At 40.1% G+C, this 19,415-nt stretch carries 21 protein-coding genes; 3 read left to right on the forward strand and 18 right to left on the reverse strand.

The features are described 5' to 3' along the window. Nucleotides 1-7: 7 nt before the first annotated feature. The 7 genes from ACGTNI_RS17405 to ACGTNI_RS17435 all read right to left on the reverse strand — a co-directional run bounded on the left by ACGTNI_RS17405 (nt 8) and on the right by ACGTNI_RS17435 (nt 7,827). The gene (locus tag ACGTNI_RS17405) at nt 8-706 is read right to left on the reverse strand and encodes an ABC transporter ATP-binding protein (RefSeq protein WP_394463922.1); all 699 of its coding nucleotides are present in this window, start codon (nt 704-706) and stop codon (nt 8-10) included. 101 nt (nt 707-807) lie between these two features. Beyond that, nucleotides 808-1,680, reverse strand: coding sequence for a M14 family metallopeptidase (locus ACGTNI_RS17410; protein ID WP_394463923.1), 873 nt, complete (start codon nt 1,678-1,680; stop codon nt 808-810). 93 nt (nt 1,681-1,773) lie between these two features. Continuing rightward, the gene (locus tag ACGTNI_RS17415) at nt 1,774-3,696 is read right to left on the reverse strand and encodes an LTA synthase family protein (protein WP_085508866.1); all 1,923 of its coding nucleotides are present in this window, start codon (nt 3,694-3,696) and stop codon (nt 1,774-1,776) included. A 317-nt stretch (nt 3,697-4,013) separates the two neighbouring features. After that, nucleotides 4,014-4,973, reverse strand: coding sequence for an ROK family glucokinase (locus ACGTNI_RS17420; protein WP_394463924.1), 960 nt, complete (start codon nt 4,971-4,973; stop codon nt 4,014-4,016). A 1-nt stretch (nt 4,974) separates the two neighbouring features. Continuing rightward, nucleotides 4,975-5,187: a YqgQ family protein gene (locus tag ACGTNI_RS17425; protein WP_394463925.1), complete on the reverse strand. Its 213-nt coding sequence runs from the start codon at nt 5,185-5,187 to the stop codon at nt 4,975-4,977. 75 nt (nt 5,188-5,262) lie between these two features. Continuing rightward, nucleotides 5,263-6,717: a spore germination protein gene (locus ACGTNI_RS17430; RefSeq protein ID WP_085508869.1), complete on the reverse strand. Its 1,455-nt coding sequence runs from the start codon at nt 6,715-6,717 to the stop codon at nt 5,263-5,265. Between the two features lie 60 nt (nt 6,718-6,777). Next, nucleotides 6,778-7,827 (reverse strand): M42 family metallopeptidase, encoded by a 1,050-nt coding sequence (locus tag ACGTNI_RS17435; protein ID WP_394463926.1) that lies wholly within the window; start codon nt 7,825-7,827, stop codon nt 6,778-6,780. 85 nt (nt 7,828-7,912) lie between these two features. Between ACGTNI_RS17435 and ACGTNI_RS17440 the strand changes: the two genes are divergently transcribed. Continuing rightward, nucleotides 7,913-8,788 carry a hypothetical protein gene (locus ACGTNI_RS17440; protein ID WP_394463927.1) on the forward strand — a complete coding sequence of 292 codons (876 nt, stop codon included), beginning with the start codon at nt 7,913-7,915 and terminating at the stop codon, nt 8,786-8,788. Here the strand turns inward: ACGTNI_RS17440 and ACGTNI_RS17445 are convergent. From ACGTNI_RS17445 to rpmG, 6 genes are all read right to left on the reverse strand, one after another. Next, on the reverse strand, nt 8,773-10,323 hold the full coding sequence (locus ACGTNI_RS17445) for a rhomboid family intramembrane serine protease (protein WP_394463928.1): 1,551 nt from the start codon (nt 10,321-10,323) through the stop codon (nt 8,773-8,775). The genes ACGTNI_RS17440 and ACGTNI_RS17445 overlap by 16 nt on opposite strands. Before the next feature lie 217 nt (nt 10,324-10,540). Continuing rightward, nucleotides 10,541-10,717: a protein YqgO gene (gene yqgO, locus ACGTNI_RS17450; RefSeq protein ID WP_157620209.1), complete on the reverse strand. Its 177-nt coding sequence runs from the start codon at nt 10,715-10,717 to the stop codon at nt 10,541-10,543. Between the two features lie 52 nt (nt 10,718-10,769). Then, on the reverse strand, nt 10,770-11,735 hold the full coding sequence (locus ACGTNI_RS17455; RefSeq protein ID WP_085508873.1) for an L-lactate dehydrogenase: 966 nt from the start codon (nt 11,733-11,735) through the stop codon (nt 10,770-10,772). Nucleotides 11,736-11,840: 105 nt separating this feature from the next. Next, nucleotides 11,841-12,851, reverse strand: coding sequence for a ThiF family adenylyltransferase (locus ACGTNI_RS17460; protein WP_085508874.1), 1,011 nt, complete (start codon nt 12,849-12,851; stop codon nt 11,841-11,843). 35 nt (nt 12,852-12,886) lie between these two features. Continuing rightward, nucleotides 12,887-13,444 (reverse strand): 5-formyltetrahydrofolate cyclo-ligase, encoded by a 558-nt coding sequence (locus ACGTNI_RS17465; protein ID WP_394463929.1) that lies wholly within the window; start codon nt 13,442-13,444, stop codon nt 12,887-12,889. 297 nt (nt 13,445-13,741) lie between these two features. Beyond that, on the reverse strand, nt 13,742-13,891 hold the full coding sequence (gene rpmG, locus ACGTNI_RS17470) for a 50S ribosomal protein L33 (RefSeq protein ID WP_028783218.1): 150 nt from the start codon (nt 13,889-13,891) through the stop codon (nt 13,742-13,744). Nucleotides 13,892-14,075: 184 nt separating this feature from the next. Here rpmG and ACGTNI_RS17475 point away from each other — a divergent pair, with 184 nt between their 5' ends. Together ACGTNI_RS17475 and ACGTNI_RS17480 are read left to right on the forward strand one after the other, a co-directional pair. Further along, nucleotides 14,076-14,387, forward strand: coding sequence for a hypothetical protein (locus tag ACGTNI_RS17475; protein ID WP_085508876.1), 312 nt, complete (start codon nt 14,076-14,078; stop codon nt 14,385-14,387). Then, nucleotides 14,384-14,860 carry a hypothetical protein gene (locus ACGTNI_RS17480; protein WP_394463930.1) on the forward strand — a complete coding sequence of 159 codons (477 nt, stop codon included), beginning with the start codon at nt 14,384-14,386 and terminating at the stop codon, nt 14,858-14,860. Before ACGTNI_RS17475 ends, ACGTNI_RS17480 begins: the two co-directional genes overlap by 4 nt. Nucleotides 14,861-14,937: 77 nt before the next feature. Here the strand turns inward: ACGTNI_RS17480 and phoU are convergent, their stop codons facing one another. The 5 genes from phoU to ACGTNI_RS17505 form a co-directional block, all read right to left on the reverse strand. Continuing rightward, on the reverse strand, nt 14,938-15,600 hold the full coding sequence (gene phoU, locus ACGTNI_RS17485) for a phosphate signaling complex protein PhoU (RefSeq protein ID WP_369668774.1): 663 nt from the start codon (nt 15,598-15,600) through the stop codon (nt 14,938-14,940). 21 nt (nt 15,601-15,621) lie between these two features. Next, nucleotides 15,622-16,380 carry a phosphate ABC transporter ATP-binding protein PstB gene (gene pstB, locus ACGTNI_RS17490; protein WP_394463936.1) on the reverse strand — a complete coding sequence of 253 codons (759 nt, stop codon included), beginning with the start codon at nt 16,378-16,380 and terminating at the stop codon, nt 15,622-15,624. Nucleotides 16,381-16,491: 111 nt separating this feature from the next. Beyond that, nucleotides 16,492-17,370 (reverse strand): phosphate ABC transporter permease PstA, encoded by an 879-nt coding sequence (gene pstA / locus ACGTNI_RS17495; protein ID WP_394463932.1) that lies wholly within the window; start codon nt 17,368-17,370, stop codon nt 16,492-16,494. Beyond that, the gene (gene pstC / locus ACGTNI_RS17500) at nt 17,370-18,317 is read right to left on the reverse strand and encodes a phosphate ABC transporter permease subunit PstC (RefSeq protein ID WP_394463933.1); all 948 of its coding nucleotides are present in this window, start codon (nt 18,315-18,317) and stop codon (nt 17,370-17,372) included. The genes pstA and pstC overlap by 1 nt, the downstream gene beginning before the upstream one ends. Nucleotides 18,318-18,439: 122 nt before the next feature. Continuing rightward, nucleotides 18,440-19,402, reverse strand: a complete 963-nt coding sequence (locus ACGTNI_RS17505) for a PstS family phosphate ABC transporter substrate-binding protein (protein WP_085508881.1) — start codon at nt 19,400-19,402, stop codon at nt 18,440-18,442. Between the last annotated feature and the right edge of the window lie 13 nt (nt 19,403-19,415).

Raw genomic sequence — 19,415 nt, forward strand, 5'->3', positions numbered from 1 at the left:
CATTCTCCTAATCCTGTATGAATTCTTTTAATTCTTCTGTCTTCGGGTCTGTCAGCATGGATTCGAGGTCTCCATCCTCTTTAAGCTCGCCATCCATGAGGAATAACCCACGTTCACCAAGCCTTTTAGCTTGTTTCAAATCATGGGTAACCATAATCATCGTCAACTGGTGCTCCTCGATCAGTCTTTCCAATACTTCTTCTATTTCCTCTGCGGTACGATAATCTAAGGCACTCGTAGGCTCATCCAATAAAAGCACATCAGGGGAATTGGCCAATGTACGGCCCAGGGAAACACGTTGTTGTTCCCCACCGGATAGCTGGTCAACCTTTCGATTTAAATAACTCTCTGGAAGTTGAACATACTCCAGCAGCTTTTTAGCATCATCAGGATTCCATTCCCCGCATAGCGAAGGTCCATATTTCAAATTATCTAATACAGTACCTGGGAATAAATTCGGGGATTGTAGCAGCAGACCGACTTTCCTTCGCAGCTGTGAAATTACATATTCCGTTATCGGTTTGCCATTGTAATTGATATCTCCTTGCTTAGGGTCCCTTAATCGGTTGAATAAAAACAATAAAGAACTTTTTCCCGCTCCGGAAGGTCCAAATAAGATAACTTTTTCGTTTTTGTTGATTTCGAAATTCAGATTATGGAGGATATCATCACTCACATTTTGAAATTGAAAAACAGTATGTTCCACTTTTTCACCAACTTTCGATTAATAAACTTATCCATCTTCATGCTTTTATGACCGTTCGTTTCTTCGAGCAACCTGACTTACATGATAATAGAAGATAATGCTTAGTTGGGCAATAGAGATAGCAAAGCAATGGGTCGAACTTTATTCAAGATGGATGTATATTGTGATAGTGGTAAGGGATTGATTCCTTTACCTACTTCTATCGTATATCCTTCCTTTCTATAGTTGTCAATAAACCAATCTTTCATTCCGGCATGGCTATCAAAGGTACAAATCGGTTCATATCCGCTTGCTCTTTGAAAATTTTCGACAACCCTTTGTGAATTCATCGGCCGTTTATTTTGATAGCCAAAGTAAATGACCTCGCCCTGGGAATGAAAACATAAGACTCTTTCTATATCATTGTTTTTTAGCAGGTCAGCCATTGCCCTTGCCTCAGGTTCTGTAAGAGGGGCATAGCCCGGAAAATCCCTGAATGATGGCTGAGCAGGCTTACGTTCCTTCTCTACCTTCCAACCGGCAGGAAACTGCTTATTCAAATCTACTCCCCGGATATTTGCTTTCCATGAAGTAAAGGTTTTATTGATCTGGTTACAATTAAGAATAAGATCGGTATAACCCCCTGCCTTTTCCAAGCCATGAATCGCCAAGTCCACACCATCCATATTAACCATAGGGACGACCTGCAGGGTGATTTGATCAAAGATTTTCCTCACATTTAATCCTTCCAATTCTCTTCCATCTTCCAGTGCTTCCACCAATTCGCCGAGGATATCCATTATAACTTTGGATGTTATCCATTCATTACCATGAAAACCTGCATTCCAATGCACTAGAAAAGGCCCCTTTCCAACCGTGACGGAATAGATCGGCTTTTTTAAAACTGTCTCGCCAATGATTTCTACACTTGCTGACTCCATTTGCTTATATTGAGCTATATCTTTGTATAGCATTTCAGAATCATAAATTTCCATTCCCCTATTCTCTCCCTTTTTGACTGCTTACTTCATTATAAAAAAAGACACCCCAATGGGTGCCTTTTTCATCAAAATTATAATGATTAAGATTTATTGTTCTGCTGACTTTTCCAATTCTTCTACTTCTTCTTTCGTTTGATGTTTGCCGTTATCGAAGTTGTAGAAGCGAAGCAGGTCGCCATAGATAAGACTGTCAGAGTATCCAAGTTCTTTCTCTACTTTTTCCTGGAAAGGTGCACAAGGTGATTCTTCTGCTGTTTCCTCAATTGGTTCACCTGTTTCCCGGTCGTAGCATACTTCGCTTTTGTATACATATTCGTCTGTAACAAAGCTTCCATCACGCATGGCTATAAAGTCTTTGCGATCTTCAGCGAACATGTTCGTGCCAAACGATAGGTCGTTTCCTTCTTCGATTCCCATCAAATGCAATAATGTTGGCTTCACATCAATCTGACCAGCGATTTTATCATATTGCTTTCCTTTGTCATACCCAGGGATATGAATCATAAATGGTACACGCTGGTTCTGCACATGCTGGTAGCCATCTATTTCTTTCCCCTGGAATTGACTCATTGCTTTATTGTGGAAGTCACTAATACCATAGTGGTCACCCATCAACACAATGATGGAGTCTTCATATAAACCGGCATCCTTCAGCTGCTGGAAGAAATCCTCTAATGATTCATCTGTATACCGGGCTGTCGGCATATAATTATTTAGTGTCCTGGAGTTCGAATCATACTTATCAATATTAGCCTTGTCTTCCGGTAACTCAAACGGGAAGTGGTGCGTCAGTGTAATAAACTTGCTGTAGAAAGGCTGATCCTGCTCTTTTAGATACTTGATCGATTGTTCAAAGAACGCCTTATCTTCCAGTCCCCAGCCAAATGAATTCTCTTCATTTTCTTCAAATGACTGTTCATCAAAAAACTTATCATAACCAATATTGTCATACATGGAATCACGGTTCCAGAAACTCTTGTTGTTAGCATGATATACAGAAGTATAGTAATCTTCTTCATTCAATATTTCCGGTAAGGAATTATATTCATTACTAGCATGAGTGAAATATACAGCACCTCTAGGAAGAGGATACATACTGTTTTCTACAAGAAATTCCGAATCAGATGTTTTACCCTGTGCTGTCTGGTGATAAAAGTTAGGGAAGAAGATCGTATCCTTGCTCTCTTTTAAGTCATTCATGAAAGGAGTGATTTCTTTTCCGTTAACTTCTTCATCCAACACAAAATTCTGCATTGATTCTACTGATACAAATATAACGTTTTTGTCTTTAGCAATACCGAAAAGGTCAGTCTTTTCGTCATTACTTGTATTTTCACGCATATACGTTTCGATTTCTTTCACTTCGCTGCCATCAGCTAATACACGCTGTGCTTTTGTCTTGGTAGTCATTGTTGCATCGTACGCATGGTAGTTGAAAATTCCGATGTTCTTCACTAAATATTCGCGGTCGAAAGCACGAACAAACAACATTGGCCGTTCCATTTCAGCCAAAACGACGTTAGCTGTCAACAAGAGGAAAGTAACAGCTGTTGCTGCAATCTTCCCTGCCTTTGGAAAATCAACCGCAAATCGTGTAGTGCGCTTACTCAAAAACCACACGATGACTATATCCAGGAACAAGAAAATATCTGGCAAATGCATCAATGAAAGCAAACTGCCTCCTAAATCAGCGGCATTGTTACCCTGGAATAGCACTGGGATAGTAATGAAATCAGTAAAGTTACGATAGAATACTAGATTCAGGTAAAGGATCAATGTTCCGATAACCATCGTCCACCGTAAATATTTCATCTGTCTTCTAGGCTTTAGCCATACACTTATGGCGAAAACCAGATATGCACTTACAAATGGGTTCAAAAACAGGATCAATTCCTGCATAGTATTTTCAATGGAGAGATTAAACATATATTTATAAACGATATACGTCTTCAAGCCAAATAATACAGTAGCAATTATAAATAAAGGTATTTTGAATTTTGATGCTTGCATGGTTATATCCTCCTCAACCTTCCAGGGCTTTCATGTTTACATAAGATTTACATGAAACACACCTGTATTTTACAATATCCATTTATCATTCATATTAAACCTATCTCCTAATATGACGACTATTGTACCAGAAAAGTTTCATTTATTTTTTTACCGTTCGGTTACAAACACTTTACATACCGGTCTCTGAATGTCTCCATCATATCCGGCTAAAAGAAAATTATAAGCGATAGCTCTCAGAAAAGCAACGGTTATCATATGGAATTACATGTAAAAACAGGACTGCTTTTTTACAGCCCTGTTCTTAGATGTCACCATTATAAATTTTGTTTAACTAGAAATGCACCGCCGATGACACCTGCATCATTTCCGAGCTCGGCTATGGCAAATTCACAAGCTTCGCTTGTACGAGGTAACGCATACTTATCAAAAGACTCCCTCAAAGGAATGAGTAATTTCTCTCCTGCCTTGGAAACACCGCCGCCAATGACTATTTTGGAGGGATTGCAGGCAATTGCAAGGTTCGCAATTGTCATGCCTAAAATATCTGTTACATAGGCCAAAACTTCTTTCGCTTCCTTATCACCTTCCGCCGCTGCGTCAAACACTTCTTTTGCAGTCAATGGATCATCAGATGAGGAATAATTACTTAATAAAGAATCAGGGTTCCTCTTTATAGCTTCTTTTGCAAGTCTGACAATCCCAGTGGCGGAAGCAATCGTTTCCAGGCAGCCGGTTTTTCCACAGTTGCAGCTTGCCCCGCCTGATGGAATTACAGTTATGTGGCCGATCTCTCCACCAGTACCGTTAGCTCCATTTATAACTGCACCATTAGCAACGATGCCACCTCCAACACCTGTCCCCAGTGTAACAGCTATTAAATCATCGGCATCTTCACCGGATCCTTTCCACTTTTCTCCTAATGCCGCCAGGTTCGCATCATTATCGACGAAAATAGGCAGACCGGTTTTTTCATTCAATATTTTAGCAAGGTCGAAGTCCTTCCAGCCGATATTCACTGTTTGATAAACAAAGCCCGTCTCGGTATCGACAAAGCCAGGGGCACCCGCGCCTAAACCTAGTACCTGGCTCATCCCGATGTTCAACTGGGCTAATACTTCTTTTAATGAAACTGTTATATCTTCTGGAATATGTTCTCCGTTATCTTCATGGTTGGTGGGGATTTCCCATTTTTCATGAATGCTGCCTTGTTCCGTGATCACTGCCATTTTTATAGTGGTCCCGCCGATATCTGCTCCTATGTAGTACTTTTGCATATTATTCTCTCCCTTTTTGTCTATCCCGTTCCCGGGCCGCTTCACTTCTCAACAATAAAATTGCCATTTGGTAATCCTCATTGGACATACACTGGGCTTGATGGAGTTCTTTTATTTCTTCCTCCATCAACTCTAAATCAGCTAATCGATCCCCTATATAAATGAAGGTGCCAAATTTTTTCAGCAATTGTTGAATATCATAAATTGTTTTCATCGTCATCACCTGTATGTATTATATCAATCAGTGGTTAGAATTGAAATATCGGCTAATGAAAAGACCCGGACAATTTTACCTGTCCGGGTCTTTCGGGTGCAAAAAGGCGGGGCGACGGTTTTTCAAAGGGATTGGTGATCGAATTAACACATCTCGCATTGCTCTTGCATTAAAAGGCAAAAATGGCCAAAAATATGGAGTTTTAAATGTTTTCATCCTCACAAGGTTCAATAACCAAACCGTGATACCTATTACATACCCAGCCAATCCAAATAATGCTGTAACTATTAATAAAGCGATTCTTACCATCCGGTTAGCTAGGCTCAATTCATAACTCGGAGTGGTAAAGGTTCCGATCGCTGCTATCGCAAGGTAAAGGACAACTTCATTAGAAAATAAGCCAACCTCGACTGCCACCTGGCCAATCAGAATGGCTGCTACCAATCCCAAAGCCGTAGCTAGTGAAGAAGGGGTATGAATAGCCGCCATTTTCAACATGTCAATACCAAACTCTGCTACTAAAAACTGTGCAATCAATGGGATGGCGGCCGCTTCTGCTGGTCCAATAAAACTCCATGCTTCAGGAAGCATGTCTGGTGATATCGAAAACAAATAATAAAGCGGTAAAATAAAAATCGATGCAAGCACGGCAAAAAAGCGGACAAATCGCAGATAAGCCCCTACGACCGGCTTCTGGCGATATTCTTCAGCATGCTGCAAATGATGCCAATAAGTTGCAGGGGTTATCATCACGCTTGGTGAACCGTCGATCATGATTAACACATGTCCCTCATATAAGTGCGCCGCAGCAGTATCAGGCCTTTCGGTATACCTGATTTTCGGATAGGGGTTCCAATGTTCTCCACTTAAAAATTCCTCAACCGTCTTTTCTGCCATTGGAAGAGCATCGGTATCGATTTTGTCCAGTATAGACTTTAGATGCTCCACCCGGCTGTCATCTGCTATATCTTCTATATAACATAAACAGATGTCTGTCTGAGATCGTCGGCCAATCTGCATATATTCCATCCGGAGACTACGATCCCTTACCCGGCGTCTCGTCAGTGCCGTATTAAATACAATCGTTTCCACGAATCCGTCCCTTGAACCACGAGTTACCCGTTCCAAATCCGGCTCCTCCGGTCCTCGAACAGGATAGGTTCTGGCGTCAATCAGTAAAACAACGTCCAACCCTTCGACCACCAAAGCGGTAGGACCCGCCAACACTTTATCACCGGCATCGTTCAAATCGTCCGTCTGTTCCAGTTCTACATAAGGAATGTAACGCTTTAAAAGATTTTCTAGTGGCTCCGGATCTAAATGTTCGCTTTCAATCCTAGCTAAAAACTCCATGAGACGGTTAAGAATCTCATCCTTAACAAAGCCATCCACCATAAATAACGACATGTTTCGTTCCGCATAATGTACATCCAGTTGAATAAGATCAAAGCTCTTTTCAATCCCCAAGTAATCATGCAGATAGTCTATATTTTTCTTATACTCCGAAAATAACTGTTGCTTCTCTTTCATCCAACCACCCTTATCAACAGCTGATAAGGGTAGTTTGTACTAACAAAGAAGAATGATTCATCATTTAATCATGGGTGCTTGAATATAGGCCATCAGTAATTGATACGTGTTCCATAACGAATCGGTGTGCGTTCTTTCAAAAGAGTGAGAGGCATCAATTCCCGGGCCTACCAGTCCATGCTTAATATCAAAGCCGGCACGTATTGCGGCGGAAGCATCTGAACCGTAATAAGGATAGATATCTACTTGATAAGCGATATTATTACTGTTTGCAAGGCGGACCAACTGGTTTTTTAATCCAAGGTGATAGGGACCGCTTGAATCTTTTGCACATATAGATACATCATGCTCTGTTGAAGTCTGCCCGTCCCCGATTGCCCCCATATCAACGGCAATGTATTCTACCGTTTGATGCGGAATACTTGCATTGGCACCATAACCGATTTCTTCATTATTGGAAAAGAAGAAATGGGTGGTATAAGGGATTTCTAATTCATTTTCTGAAATCTCTTCAATCATATGCAGTAAAATTGCGGCACTCGCTTTATCATCTAAATGACGAGACTTTATATAGCCACTATCTGTATATTGATAACGTGGGTCAAAGGATACGAAATCCCCTACATTGATCCCCAGAGTTTCAACCTCTTCTTTACTGTCCACTTGTTCATCCAGTCTTATTTCGATATTCTGATCATTTCGTTTCTCTTTTCCAACACCCTGGTAAACATGGACAGATGCCTGATGCATCAGTATAGTACCTGTATAGTTTTCATCCTCCATCGTATGTATCGTACAATACTCACCTTCTACACTATTCCATTTAAATCCGCCAATCATTGATAAACGAATTTTTCCATCGGATTTTATTTCTTTTACCATTGCCCCCAAAGTATCCAAATGTGCGGTCAATACCCGTTGCTTCTTGTCATTGTTTCCTCTAATCGTTGCAAGCAGTGCTCCTTTATTGGTGGTTGTCATTTCCACCCTTTGATGCATCTTCAATAAATTTTCACAGAAACGGATAATTTCTTCCGTATCCCCTGATGGACTTGGAATGCTAACCAGTTCTTTCAAATAGTTCACCATATGATTAATATTTTTTTGCATCATTATTCCTCCGTTCAGTAGCATAAATGTGTTTTTCACTCATATAACATGTAAAAAGGCGTCTGATTAAAAAGGGGACGAGCAGATGAAGAAATATGTATGGGCAACAATAATGGTACTGGCAATATTCCTTCTGGTTGTAATGTTATACCAATCTTTCCGAACTGGTACAGAAAACGTCATTAAGTACTTCCCCATTGATGAAACGAAAAATTTCCTGAAAGCGGAGACTCGGTTAAGTTTTGAATCTGAAACGGATGCCGACGAATACGAAGTAAAATGGGAAAGTATATCAGAAAGCAATGAGTCGATGTATTTAAGACAGGACTTATCATTATTATATGTGAATGGCCAATTGAAAGGTATTCTGAACAAATGGCGGGAGAATGGACAGAAAATCGAACAGTCCTCTGTTCTTCACGGCGAAGATACAAGTCTTTATCAGGCAATTACTTTTCATCATGGGGAAATCCATTACCCGGAAGATGTAATCAAAAGCATCCAAACACTTTCCTATGATCAATTATATGTCGTAGACTCCCCACACACTCCGTTGGAAAGCTTCCATACTCCAGAAACGGGAGAAGATAAAGAATGGACTAAGACCATTAACCATTCTATCCAACAGCAATTGGATTACCAATGGGACGAGTTGATCGCACACTTTAATATCCCAAAAGAAGAATATGAAGCTGTCCCGTTGACTGACTTATATAAATATGAGAAAAAAGCGATTCCAGGTGTATCAAAAGAGGATACAACAAGAATTCTTGGTCAACTCTGGGAAGGGCTCTATAAAAATTACGTGCTAGGAATCACAGATGAAAAATCAACAGGGCACCCGATTCAAAGTTATATACCTTTGATTCTTTTTTCCAAAAAAGCTGACCATCTACTGGTTCTTTTTGAAGACGACCAAGGAAGAAAGGAACAGTTGATTCAATATTATTCATTTAATTGATTGTACAAATCTTCAAAGTCTTCATTGGAAGGACGAAGGTCTTTCGCCTTCTTTGCATGGACAATAGCTTTCTCATTATCGCCTTTATTACGATAAATCAATGCCAAATTATAGTGTGCTTCTGCCATATCAGGCTCTAGCTCAACCACTTGCTCCAAGTCAGCCTGGGCTTTGTCTATTTCGGCGGTTTCGTAATAGGCAACGGCCCGATTGAAAAGTAAATAGGAAGTGTAATCGCCGTCCTTTTCTAAAGCTTGTGTTGTATAGGTAATACTTTCATTAAATCTATTTTCTTCCAGCATAGAATTAGACATCTCTACATCTACCGCTGTATGCTGTTGATTATCTGCCTGTAAAAAGCCATAAAGACCTAATGTTATAAGGGCTGCCGCATAACCTGCAACCGCTATTATTTGCCATAATGGCTGGCGGTTTTTTGGCAGGTTCACGATTGCGCTGGCAATAAAACCTCCTGCCAATCCGCCCATATGGGCACCATTGTCAATTTGAGGCACCGATAGTCCCAGGACAACATTCAAACCAATAATAAATAACAAGTTGCGCCCCATCGTCCGGAAAAAGATGCGTTTGTGCTTGACGCCAAAAAATAGCAGTGCACCGAACAACCCAAATATAGCTCCTGATGCTCCTGCGGCAACTTGAGGATTTAATGCAAAACTGGTAACGCCACCGAAAATTCCAGCTAAAAAATATATGAAAGTAAAACGGATCGTACCAAATATTTTTTCTACCGCCATACCTAAATAGTACAAAGCAAGCATGTTCATAAATAAGTGCAGCACCCCGATGTGGATGAACATAGAAGTTACAATCCTCCACCATTCACCTTCGATAATAGCAGGATTATATTTAGCACCAAATTCAATTAAATTCATTACCGAAGTACTTTGTCCATTCATCTCTATATATAGAAAAACAGCTATGTTGATAACTAAAAGTACACGTGTCATGAAAGGTTTACCATAATCGAACAACTTTTCTTGTTCTTTTCTACTTTTATCCCGCTGAAATAATATCTCCTGTTTCAGGTGTTCGACTTCTGCCTCTAATTCATGAATATCTATATTTATGAGATCTGGCTGTTGAGGTAACGGAGAAAGCTGCAACGCTTCATATAATTTGCCACGCTTTAGCTCTCGCTCAGATCGATCTAAATAATGCACTGTCAAGTACATGTCTTTCTTCCCTTTTACTTTTAATGGGCGTACCAGACCATCCCACTCATCAACAGGACTATATTCTGACACATAAACAGCGTGGACATTTATTTCCTTCCCCACGAACATATGCTTATTCTTCTGAATATGCTGATTGATGCGAGCAATGTCTTTTTTTATATGGTTCGACCAATCAAATTGGGAGCGATACAGCCTAACTATATGATTTTTACGATTTATTTGTTTTTCCAGCCACACTTCACTGGTCATTTCATTGACATGGAGGATATCAAAACCCTGGTTGACCACCAGGTCATGAGTCAGCTTCCAAAAATAAAATTCTTCCTCAATAAACATAGCCCGGCTCCTTCCTCCTCTTATCATATCATGGTCTAGAATATGGTAGAAATCCAACGATTATATTCTTAAAATAATTTTTTCAACAATAAAATAGTTACAAAAAAAAAGTGAAGCTTTATAAAGTTAAAAATTATTTACATAGGAATATAAAAAGAGTCTGAAGCGCCGGTATTGCTCGGCAGCTACAGACCCTGCATGCTTTCCTTCTTAATATTTATAAAGATGATGCTCGAAACATTCTTTCTCTCACACCAGGAATATTAATGAGGAAAATGGTCACCAATTTTCTGATCAATTGAATAGCAAGTAGTTGGTTGATCAGTTTAAAACGATATTTCAACAATAACAATAATATGGAAAAACCGATGATGGTAGAAACAACAGCTCTCATAAAGACACCCCTTCAAAATCAGTTGGATACCTTTATCTTTTCACAAAAGAGCTTATTTATTCTCGAAAAACTTATCAACCAGTGGGTCCATGGTCTCTCTAAGAACATCAGCAGATTTTTTAAACTTTTCCTTTTCCTCGTTATCTAAATTCAAGTGAAGTACTTCCCGGATTCCTGTCCGATTAACAATGGCAGGAACACCAATATACAGGTCTTCTTCCTCGTATTCCCCTTCTAAATAGGCTGAAACTGTAAGGATAGAGTTTTCATTGTGCAATATAGCTTTTGTGAGCCTCACCAGTCCCATCGCAATGCCGTAATAAGTTGCGCCTTTACGTTGGATGATATGGTAAGCAGCGTCACGGACATTGACGAAAATATCATCAAGATCTTCTACCTTGTATTGATCTGGACGGTCATGGATGCGGTCAAACACAGATCTGCCTCCAACATTAGCATGGCTCCAAACCGGCAATTCAGAGTCACCGTGCTCTCCCATGATGTAGGCATGTATATTTCGTGCATCGACATCAAAGTAATCGCTTAACAGGTAGCGAAGCCTTGCTGTATCTAATATCGTTCCTGAACCAATGACCCGATGAGATGGCAGTCCGGAAAATTTCCAAGTCATATACGTCAGGATATCGACAGGATTGGTTGCTACCAGGAAGATCCCATCGAAGCCGCTATTCATGACAGCAGTAACAATTTCTTTGAAAATGTTACTGTTCTTTTCTACTAAATCCAGCCTGGTTTCCCCTGGCTTCTGGTTCGCTCCAGCTGTAATGACTACCAAGTCAGCATCTTTACAATCCTGATAATCCCCGAACCAAATCTTTTTACTGCCAGGTGCAAATGGAACTCCATGATTAAGATCCATAGCATCCCCTTCAGATTTATCTTTATTTAGATCAATCATTACCAACTCATCCGCTACCCCTTGATTCAATAAAGCAAAAGCATAACTTGAACCGACAAACCCTGTCCCGATCAATGCAACACGATTTACTCTTTCCATTTTCAGCACTCCCCTCGTTTACTAACCTTACACTTTAGATTGTACACTATTTCACAAACTCTGCAATGAATGAAAGCGTTTGAAATCATGACAACTTTAGTAACTTCAAGAGCCAATTAGCCGATCATATAGAGTTTTTGCTCTAGAGACTTCCTCCACCCCTTGTATCAAGACCCTGCCATCTGGAAACAGTACTAAAGTTTCACCGCTATCTAACTCAGCTTTCAATAGGAAAGGTGTTTTTTTCACTTTAGCAACGGAGGTGAGACGTTGGTTCCACAGCTGTAAATCCAGCTCTGATTGTTTGTGTATCTGTACAGAATCTCTTCCACAAAGAACACTATAATCTTCATCAGCACCGGAATGAAGATAAGGATACTCACTAGTTTGACACGTCGTACAATATGTTACCGGTTTTTTCAGCTTCATGGAAAATTGCTGATTCTGCCAAATATCAAACGTTAATAAATCGCCTCTCAGAGCATTTTTGTTGTCTGTTAAATATTTCATCACTTCTACCACCTGGTGAGAAGATACCATATCAACCACCGGAGCAATGACCCCCACTGTATCACATGTCTGGCCACTACCTGCACCATCCGGAACAACACACCTTAAACATGGCGTCTTCCCTGGGATGAACAATGCCGTCATACCTCTTGAGCTGACAGCACCACCGTAGGCATACGGAATCCCAAGTTTAAAGCATGCATCATTCAGAAGGTATCGTGTGGAAAAATTATCGGTTCCATCTATTACTACGTCGACGCCTTCCATCAATTTTTCTATGTTATCAGCCGTAACATCTGTTACAATTCCTTCCACTGATATTTCCGAATTGATGTCTTTCAGTCTCTTTTCAGCAGCTACAGCTTTCGGCAGCATATCCTCCGCGTCCTTTTGGGTGTAAAGCATTTGACGCTGAAGGTTACTAAACTCGACAAAATCTCTGTCTACGATCCGGATATAACCCACACCCGCTCTGACAAGATGATTGCTGACTACTGTCCCCAGGGCACCGGCACCTACAACCAATACCGTTTTCCTGCTAAGAAGATCCTGACCTTCTTCTCCAATTGGTGGAAATAATACTTGTCTCGAATAACGACTATTCATATGCTTCCCTCCTACTGCAAAGATGATTAGCCTTATTAAAACACAAAACCATCCTCGGTTATCAAATGATCAACCGGAATATCAAAAGCTTCATGCGGAAGCGCCTCGACAACCTGTGCATTGGAAGCAAGAGCAACCGTCTTTCCCTGATAATCCGATAAGAAACGATCATAGTAGCCCCCGCCATACCCAATCCTATACCCACGGGTATCAAACAACAATCCAGGTACGATAATTAAATCAATGGCACTCTTTTTTTTAGGTTCACATAAATTCGGATTTGGCTCTTGCAAACCGTAAAAAACTGTTTCTAATTGATTGAAATCATCTAATTGATAAAAATGTAAATGGCGAGGCCCGGGGTCACATTTCGGAACAGCAGCTGTCTTTCCCAGTTGCCAGGACTTTTCAATAATAGGTGATGTATTCCATTCATTCTTTTGAGAAATAGTGATGCCAATCGTGTCTGCTTCTTTATATATCTCAGATTGGAGCAGCTGATCCGCCAATTTCTGCTCGATCAATCCTTTTTCATCCTTAGATAGACTGGCCATTATTTGCTTGCCCCTTGCCCTTAATTGGACTTTATCCATATAATCACTCCTAACCAGAAAAATTTTATCTTACGTATGTATTAACCCCATTTGACTTCTAAGAAGCTTATTCAACCATAGGGCCGAATTGTGGAAGACTCAGTTTCAAGATAGTAAGGGTTCTTTACCATAATAGCGTCAGGGCTGGTTGGGAAACTACTCGCTTTCCACTTATGGTAACAGATCCAACTATCTCGAAACTGAGTCTTCTGTTAAAGGGAGCTTTATCTGAAAATCATTGAGTGAGATTTAACAGACCTAGGTATAAAAAAACAGTAGGATCAAATATCCTACTGCTTACTTAGTTTCACGATGAAGCGTATATTTACGAAGACGTGGGCTATACTTTTTCAGCTCCAGGCGCTCCGGATTTGTACGCTTGTTTTTAGTTGTAATATAATTGCGGTCACCAGTTTCAGTGCAAGCAAGTGTAATATTTACACGCATGTTTATCCCTCCATATCCTATCTCGTTTCATATCTCTACTTGATAATATCAGACTTATTTATAATAGCAGAACTACTTTGGCGTTTCAAGCATTCCTATTAAATTAATGTATTAAATGATCATGTAGAAAAAGTTGGATGTATGTGATATAAATGTAACTGTAACTTACATAGGAGTGAACGACATGATCATAGCCTTCATAACCATAACTATTACCGGTCTATTTCTATTTTTGGCTTCGTTTTTTATGAATGATCGCTTGAAGCAGTTGGAAGATGAGGTGGAACAAATATCGATTACATCTCTACAGGAAAGCTATAAATTAAAGCGAAAGGTAAATATTCTAGAGGAAGAGTTACTCGTCTCATTGCCTGCTAAAGAAAACGAGCCACAATATAAACAATCCCTCCAAGATGACCCCATAAAGGACGGAGTAGCAGACCATCATCCCAAAAGGAATCTTGACCATCTGAGCTCTGCGAGGCGAAAGGCATGAAACATACGGTAAGAGCTTTTTCTTTTGGCTTACTTGCATCTTCATTAGTATATTTTCTTGTCATGCACTTTGTCGGATTTCCTGAGGAAATGTTTTTACAGGAAGAAACTGGAGATGCAACTAAAGAAGGATACATATTAATAGAAGAAACGGAATTAGAGGAAATGCTGACAAATCAATACGAGCTTGGACTGAAAGAGAAGCAACAAGAAGCGCCCATAAGCAATGATGAGTTAGCGGTCTTCTCGCCTGAAAACAATAGATTTACCAGTACTACTCTTAAAATCGAACCAGGGATGAACTCAGAAACAATTACAGAATTTCTGGAAGAAGAAGGCTTGATTATAAATAAGGTAAATTTCCAACAATATTTAGATGAAGCAGGTTACAGCCGCAACCTTCAGGTCGGCCAATTCCAGCTTGATTCTGAAATGACCTACCAGGAAATAGCTAAACTTATAACGTCGAATTGAAGTGCATTTTGCTCGGTGTCTGTAAATTCAAATCAAACAAAGAAGGGTTGTATCCATAAGATACAGCCCTTCCTTTTTTATTCATTCAAATCATAAGATCTGCCTTTAACAAGGAAAAAAACCTCTTCCCCAATATTAGTGATATGGTCAGCAAACCGTTCGATGTAACGAGCTGAATAAGCCATTTGCATTAAATACTGGATTTGATCTGGGTTATTTGCTGTTGATTCCAGCAACTCTCTTATGAGTTCTCCATATTTCCTATCTACGATATCATCCATTTCTGAAAGCTTATTGGCAAATGTGATATCTTCAAGATCAAACGCCTTTTTAGCGATATCTACCATGTCGAAGGCCACATCTGCCATTTCACGGATTCCAGGATGGATAGAAAGCGGATGTTTTTCTCCTAAATGCTGCGTTGCCTTAGCAATATTCTTCGCATGGTCAGCCATTCTTTCTAAGTCAGTCGTAATTTTGATAGCAATGATCAGTCGACGTAAATCGGTCGCCACTGGTTGTTGTTTAGCGATTAGAATCATAACTTTATCATTGATTTCATCTTCTTTTTTGTCTATCTTGACATCTTCCTTAATAATTTGCTCTGCCTTCTTTATATCACTTGCATATAAGGCATCGATAGCTGTCATAAATGCTTGTTTGGTTGTTTCTGCAAGCTCAAATATATCTGCTTTCAAATTAGCCAGTTCTTCTGAAAAATGTTCTCTAGTCACCATCATATGACTCCTCCCATATTTAAATTAACCGAACCTACCGCTGATATAGTCCTCCGTACGCTTATCTGAAGGATTTGAGAACAGATTATCAGTATCATCAAATTCTATCAGTTCTCCGTTTAAGAAGAAGGCGGTTTTATCGGAAATTCTCGCTGCCTGCTGCATATTATGAGTCACAATAATGATGCTGTATTTCTTTTTCAGTTCTTGGACTAATTCCTCTACTTTCAAAGTTGAAATAGGGTCAAGAGCTGAAGTTGGTTCATCCATCAATATTACATCCGGTTCAATAGCTAAAGCCCGGGCAATACAGATCCTCTGCTGCTGACCTCCTGATAGACCGAACGCATTCTCATTTAAACGATCTTTCACTTCATCCCATATAGCAGCATCTTTTAAACTTTTTTCGACGACCTGATCCAGTACAGCCTTCTTCTTCACACCATGAACACGTGGGCCATAAGCAACATTATCATAGATGGACTTTGGGAATGGATTAGGTTTTTGGAAGACCATTCCTACTTTCGTTCTTAAGTCTTCCACTCCATACTTATTGGAGAAAATGTCTCCCCCTTTATATTTAATTGATCCGGAAGTTTTTACAGTTGGGACCATCTCAACCATACGATTTAAAGTCTTTAGATACGTTGACTTACCACAACCTGATGGACCAATGATAGCAGTCACTTTATTTTGAGGTACCTTCATGTCGATTCCATATAATGCCTGGTCATTTCCATACCAAAGATTTAGATCGTTAACTTCAAATACGTTCTGTTCCATAGCACCCTCACTCTTTATCACACTGGTGCCTTTTACACCTGTACCCAGGGGACGTTCAGCGGATTGGTTATTTTTAGTAATAGTTTGCATAAAAATTCCTCCTATCAGCGCTTAATACCTTTTCTGGAATTTGTTACGAATGAAAACCGCAATAGCGTTCATTAGCAAGAGTACAATCAACAGCACGATAATTCCCGCAGCTGCAACGAACTGCCACTCTTCTTGAGGCCGGCCTGTCCAATTGAAGATTTGTATAGGCATGACGGTATATTTAGAAAGCAATGAATCGGGAATTGTATAAATTGCAGTAGCAGCCCCTACAATAATCAAGGGAGCTGTCTCCCCGATTGCACGAGATAAAGCAAGGATGGTACCTGTCAATATTCCAGGTAAAGCCGCGGGTAAAACAACACGACGGATCGTCTGCCATTTCGATGCCCCCATTCCATAAGAGGCTTCTTTGATGTCTGCCGGCACTGACCTGATTGCTTCCTGCGCAGCTACCACAATAACCGGGAGTACTAGCAAAGCCATCGTCAATCCACCGGCAATCAGGGTATAACCGAAGCGAAGCATATAAACAAAGAAAGTCAAGCCAAGCAAACCATAAACAATCGACGGTACTCCCGCAAGATTTTGAATATTAACCTGTATGAATTTCGTCCATCGGTTTTTATAAGCATATTCCTCTAAGAAAATAGCAGTACCGACACCAATAACAATTGCTACTGGTGCAACGATGCCAATCAACATAATCGATCCGATTAATCCTGCAAAAATACCAGCTTCTTCAGGATATGGGGCAGGAAAATTTGAAATGAAATTCCCATTTAAATAGCCAATTCCTTGAGTCAGTACACGATATAACAATAACGCCAGAAAAATCAGTCCAACAGTTGTCGAAGAGAAAAATAATACTTTCAGTACATTATTTAACAGTACCCTGCCACGAATTCTTTTTTGAATATTATTCTGATTTGTATCCAGCATCAGTATTCCTCCCTGAACTTACATGAGATATACTGGGATAGCATGTTCATGAGCAATGTGAATATGAACAAAGTAGCTCCTACAGCATAAATACTATAATATATGGTTGAGCCGAAGGTAGTATCCCCAGTCGCGCCCTGGACAATAAATGCAGTCAACGTCTGAATCGAACGGGTCGGGTCAAATGTTAACGCTGGTGATGCTCCTGCAGCTATAACGACGATCATTGTTTCACCGATGGCCCGAGAAATAGCAAGAACAATAGATGCCATAATTCCTGAAAAAGCCGCAGGAAGAACCACTTTAAACGCCACTTCCAACTTCGTAGCTCCTAAAGCCAACGCACCTTCACGTAAGTTATTCGGTACGGAATTCATCGCATCTTCTGAAAGGGAAGCAATCATTGGGATAATCATGATTCCCACTACAATACCTGCACTTAAGGCATTGAAAACTCCCAGCCCAGGTAAAAAGCTCTTCAGCAACGGCGTGACAAAGGTAAGTGCAAAAAATCCATATACAACCGTTGGAATTCCTGCAAGCACCTCTAATGTTGGCTTGATGATCTTGCGTGCACGATTACTTGCGTACTCACTCAAAAAAATAGCAGACATCAGACCTAAAGGCACAGCTACGATTGCAGCAATCAATGTAATCAATAAAGTACCAGTAATCAAAGGTAATACTCCAAAATGCCCGCTCCATGGCGACCACTGTGTTCCAGTATAAAAATCAAAAATAGATGTGCTGCTAAAAAAGGTGATCGATTCCCGAAGTAACGTAAAGAGAATCCCTGCTGTTGTCAAAACACTTACACTCGCACATAACAATAAAAATGCAGGAACAAGTTTCTCTATCTTACCTGAAATACTTTTCTTCTTACGTTTATTATCGATTAGTGCTTGAACATCCAAATCAATCGTTTCGTCTTTAAAAGCTTTTTCCATCCTCAATCCCCTCTCATCCGTAAAAGGAATTTCTGTTTATCACCAGGCGTTCTCTTTTACACAACAGCAAGGTGAGGCTAAAAAAGCCCCACCCCCCCGCTGAATTTTACTTAGCCTATTTCTTATTCTGATTGCAGTGATTCTAATTGCTTCTGATATTCATCTTCAGGCAGGGCTACATAGCCGACTTGTTCAGCCGCTTTCGCAGCATTGTTCAACATATATTCTGTAAAATCTTTTACTTGTTCTTTTTCGTTATAGGAATCCATATTTACATAAGTGAACAATGGACGGGAAAATGGTGTGTAGGAACCATCCTGAATGGTTTCTGGTGATGGTTTTACGGCTTTTCCTTCTCCATCTTTAATTCCAAGAACTTTCAAGCTATCCTGATTTTCCTGGTAGTACGCATAACCAAAGAATCCAATGGCGTTCGGGTCACTTTCAATACCGCGTACCAGCACGTTATCATCTTCAGAAAGGGTTGTGTTGGCACCCTCTTTCATTGGTTCATCCTCCAGTACTACTTCGTTAAAGTAATCAAAAGTACCTGAATCATGACCGGGGCTATAGATTTTGATTGTTTCATCTGGCCATTCTGGATTAATGTCTGACCACTTTGTTGCACCATTACCATCTAAGAAGATTTTTTTCAAATCTTCTACAGAAAGTTCTTCAACAAAATCATTTTGCTGGCTCACTACGATAGAAAGTCCATCATAAGCTAATTCCAACTCTTTGAGGTCTACACCGTTTTCTTCTGCGGCTGCTTTTTCTTCATCCTTAATCGGTCGGGAAGCATTGCTTAGATCGATTTCACCTTTGGTAGACTTTTTAAATCCACCGCCGGAACCGGAACTATTCACAGAAACATTAACTTCAGGGTTTTCCTTGTTATATTCATAAGTCAAAGCTTCCATAATAGGAAATACTGTGGATGATCCGTCAACTGAGATACTTCCAGAAACAGACTCCTCTGATCCCTCTTCACCGGCCTCACCATTTGATTGGCCGCCGCATGCTGCTAACACACTCAGCATTAGGACTAGTGTAAATAGTAGTGAATAATTCTTGAAACGGTTCATTTCTTTTCCCCCT

It is taken from the genome of Thalassobacillus sp. B23F22_16 (assembly GCF_043496955.1).
GTDB classification, from domain to species: domain Bacteria; phylum Bacillota; class Bacilli; order Bacillales; family Halobacillaceae; genus Thalassobacillus; species Thalassobacillus devorans_A.

Excerpts from the sequence above, each read along its gene's own strand:
- ACGTNI_RS17480 (WP_394463930.1), top strand. The coding sequence starts at position 14,384 with ATGAAACATACGGTAAGAGCTTTTTCTTTTGGCTTACTTGCATCTTCA.
- ACGTNI_RS17420 (WP_394463924.1), bottom strand. The coding sequence starts at position 4,973 with ATGCAAAAGTACTACATAGGAGCAGATATCGGCGGGACCACTATAAAA.
- ACGTNI_RS17415 (WP_085508866.1), bottom strand. The coding sequence starts at position 3,696 with ATGCAAGCATCAAAATTCAAAATACCTTTATTTATAATTGCTACTGTA.
- phoU (WP_369668774.1), bottom strand. The coding sequence starts at position 15,600 with ATGATGGTGACTAGAGAACATTTTTCAGAAGAACTGGCTAATTTGAAA.
- ACGTNI_RS17445 (WP_394463928.1), bottom strand. The coding sequence starts at position 10,323 with ATGTTTATTGAGGAAGAATTTTATTTTTGGAAGCTGACTCATGACCTG.
- ACGTNI_RS17505 (WP_085508881.1), bottom strand. The coding sequence starts at position 19,402 with ATGAACCGTTTCAAGAATTATTCACTACTATTTACACTAGTCCTAATG.
- ACGTNI_RS17435 (WP_394463926.1), bottom strand. The coding sequence starts at position 7,827 with ATGCAAAAAAATATTAATCATATGGTGAACTATTTGAAAGAACTGGTT.
- ACGTNI_RS17460 (WP_085508874.1), bottom strand. The coding sequence starts at position 12,851 with ATGAATAGTCGTTATTCGAGACAAGTATTATTTCCACCAATTGGAGAA.
- ACGTNI_RS17455 (WP_085508873.1), bottom strand. The coding sequence starts at position 11,735 with ATGGAAAGAGTAAATCGTGTTGCATTGATCGGGACAGGGTTTGTCGGT.
- rpmG (WP_028783218.1), bottom strand. The coding sequence starts at position 13,891 with ATGCGTGTAAATATTACACTTGCTTGCACTGAAACTGGTGACCGCAAT.
- pstB (WP_394463936.1), bottom strand. The coding sequence starts at position 16,380 with ATGGAACAGAACGTATTTGAAGTTAACGATCTAAATCTTTGGTATGGA.
- ACGTNI_RS17430 (WP_085508869.1), bottom strand. The coding sequence starts at position 6,717 with ATGAAAGAGAAGCAACAGTTATTTTCGGAGTATAAGAAAAATATAGAC.
- ACGTNI_RS17440 (WP_394463927.1), top strand. The coding sequence starts at position 7,913 with ATGAAGAAATATGTATGGGCAACAATAATGGTACTGGCAATATTCCTT.
- ACGTNI_RS17410 (WP_394463923.1), bottom strand. The coding sequence starts at position 1,680 with ATGGAAATTTATGATTCTGAAATGCTATACAAAGATATAGCTCAATAT.
- ACGTNI_RS17425 (WP_394463925.1), bottom strand. The coding sequence starts at position 5,187 with ATGAAAACAATTTATGATATTCAACAATTGCTGAAAAAATTTGGCACC.
- pstC (WP_394463933.1), bottom strand. The coding sequence starts at position 18,317 with ATGGAAAAAGCTTTTAAAGACGAAACGATTGATTTGGATGTTCAAGCA.
- pstA (WP_394463932.1), bottom strand. The coding sequence starts at position 17,370 with ATGCTGGATACAAATCAGAATAATATTCAAAAAAGAATTCGTGGCAGG.
- ACGTNI_RS17475 (WP_085508876.1), top strand. The coding sequence starts at position 14,076 with ATGATCATAGCCTTCATAACCATAACTATTACCGGTCTATTTCTATTT.
- yqgO (WP_157620209.1), bottom strand. The coding sequence starts at position 10,717 with ATGAGAGCTGTTGTTTCTACCATCATCGGTTTTTCCATATTATTGTTA.
- ACGTNI_RS17465 (WP_394463929.1), bottom strand. The coding sequence starts at position 13,444 with ATGGATAAAGTCCAATTAAGGGCAAGGGGCAAGCAAATAATGGCCAGT.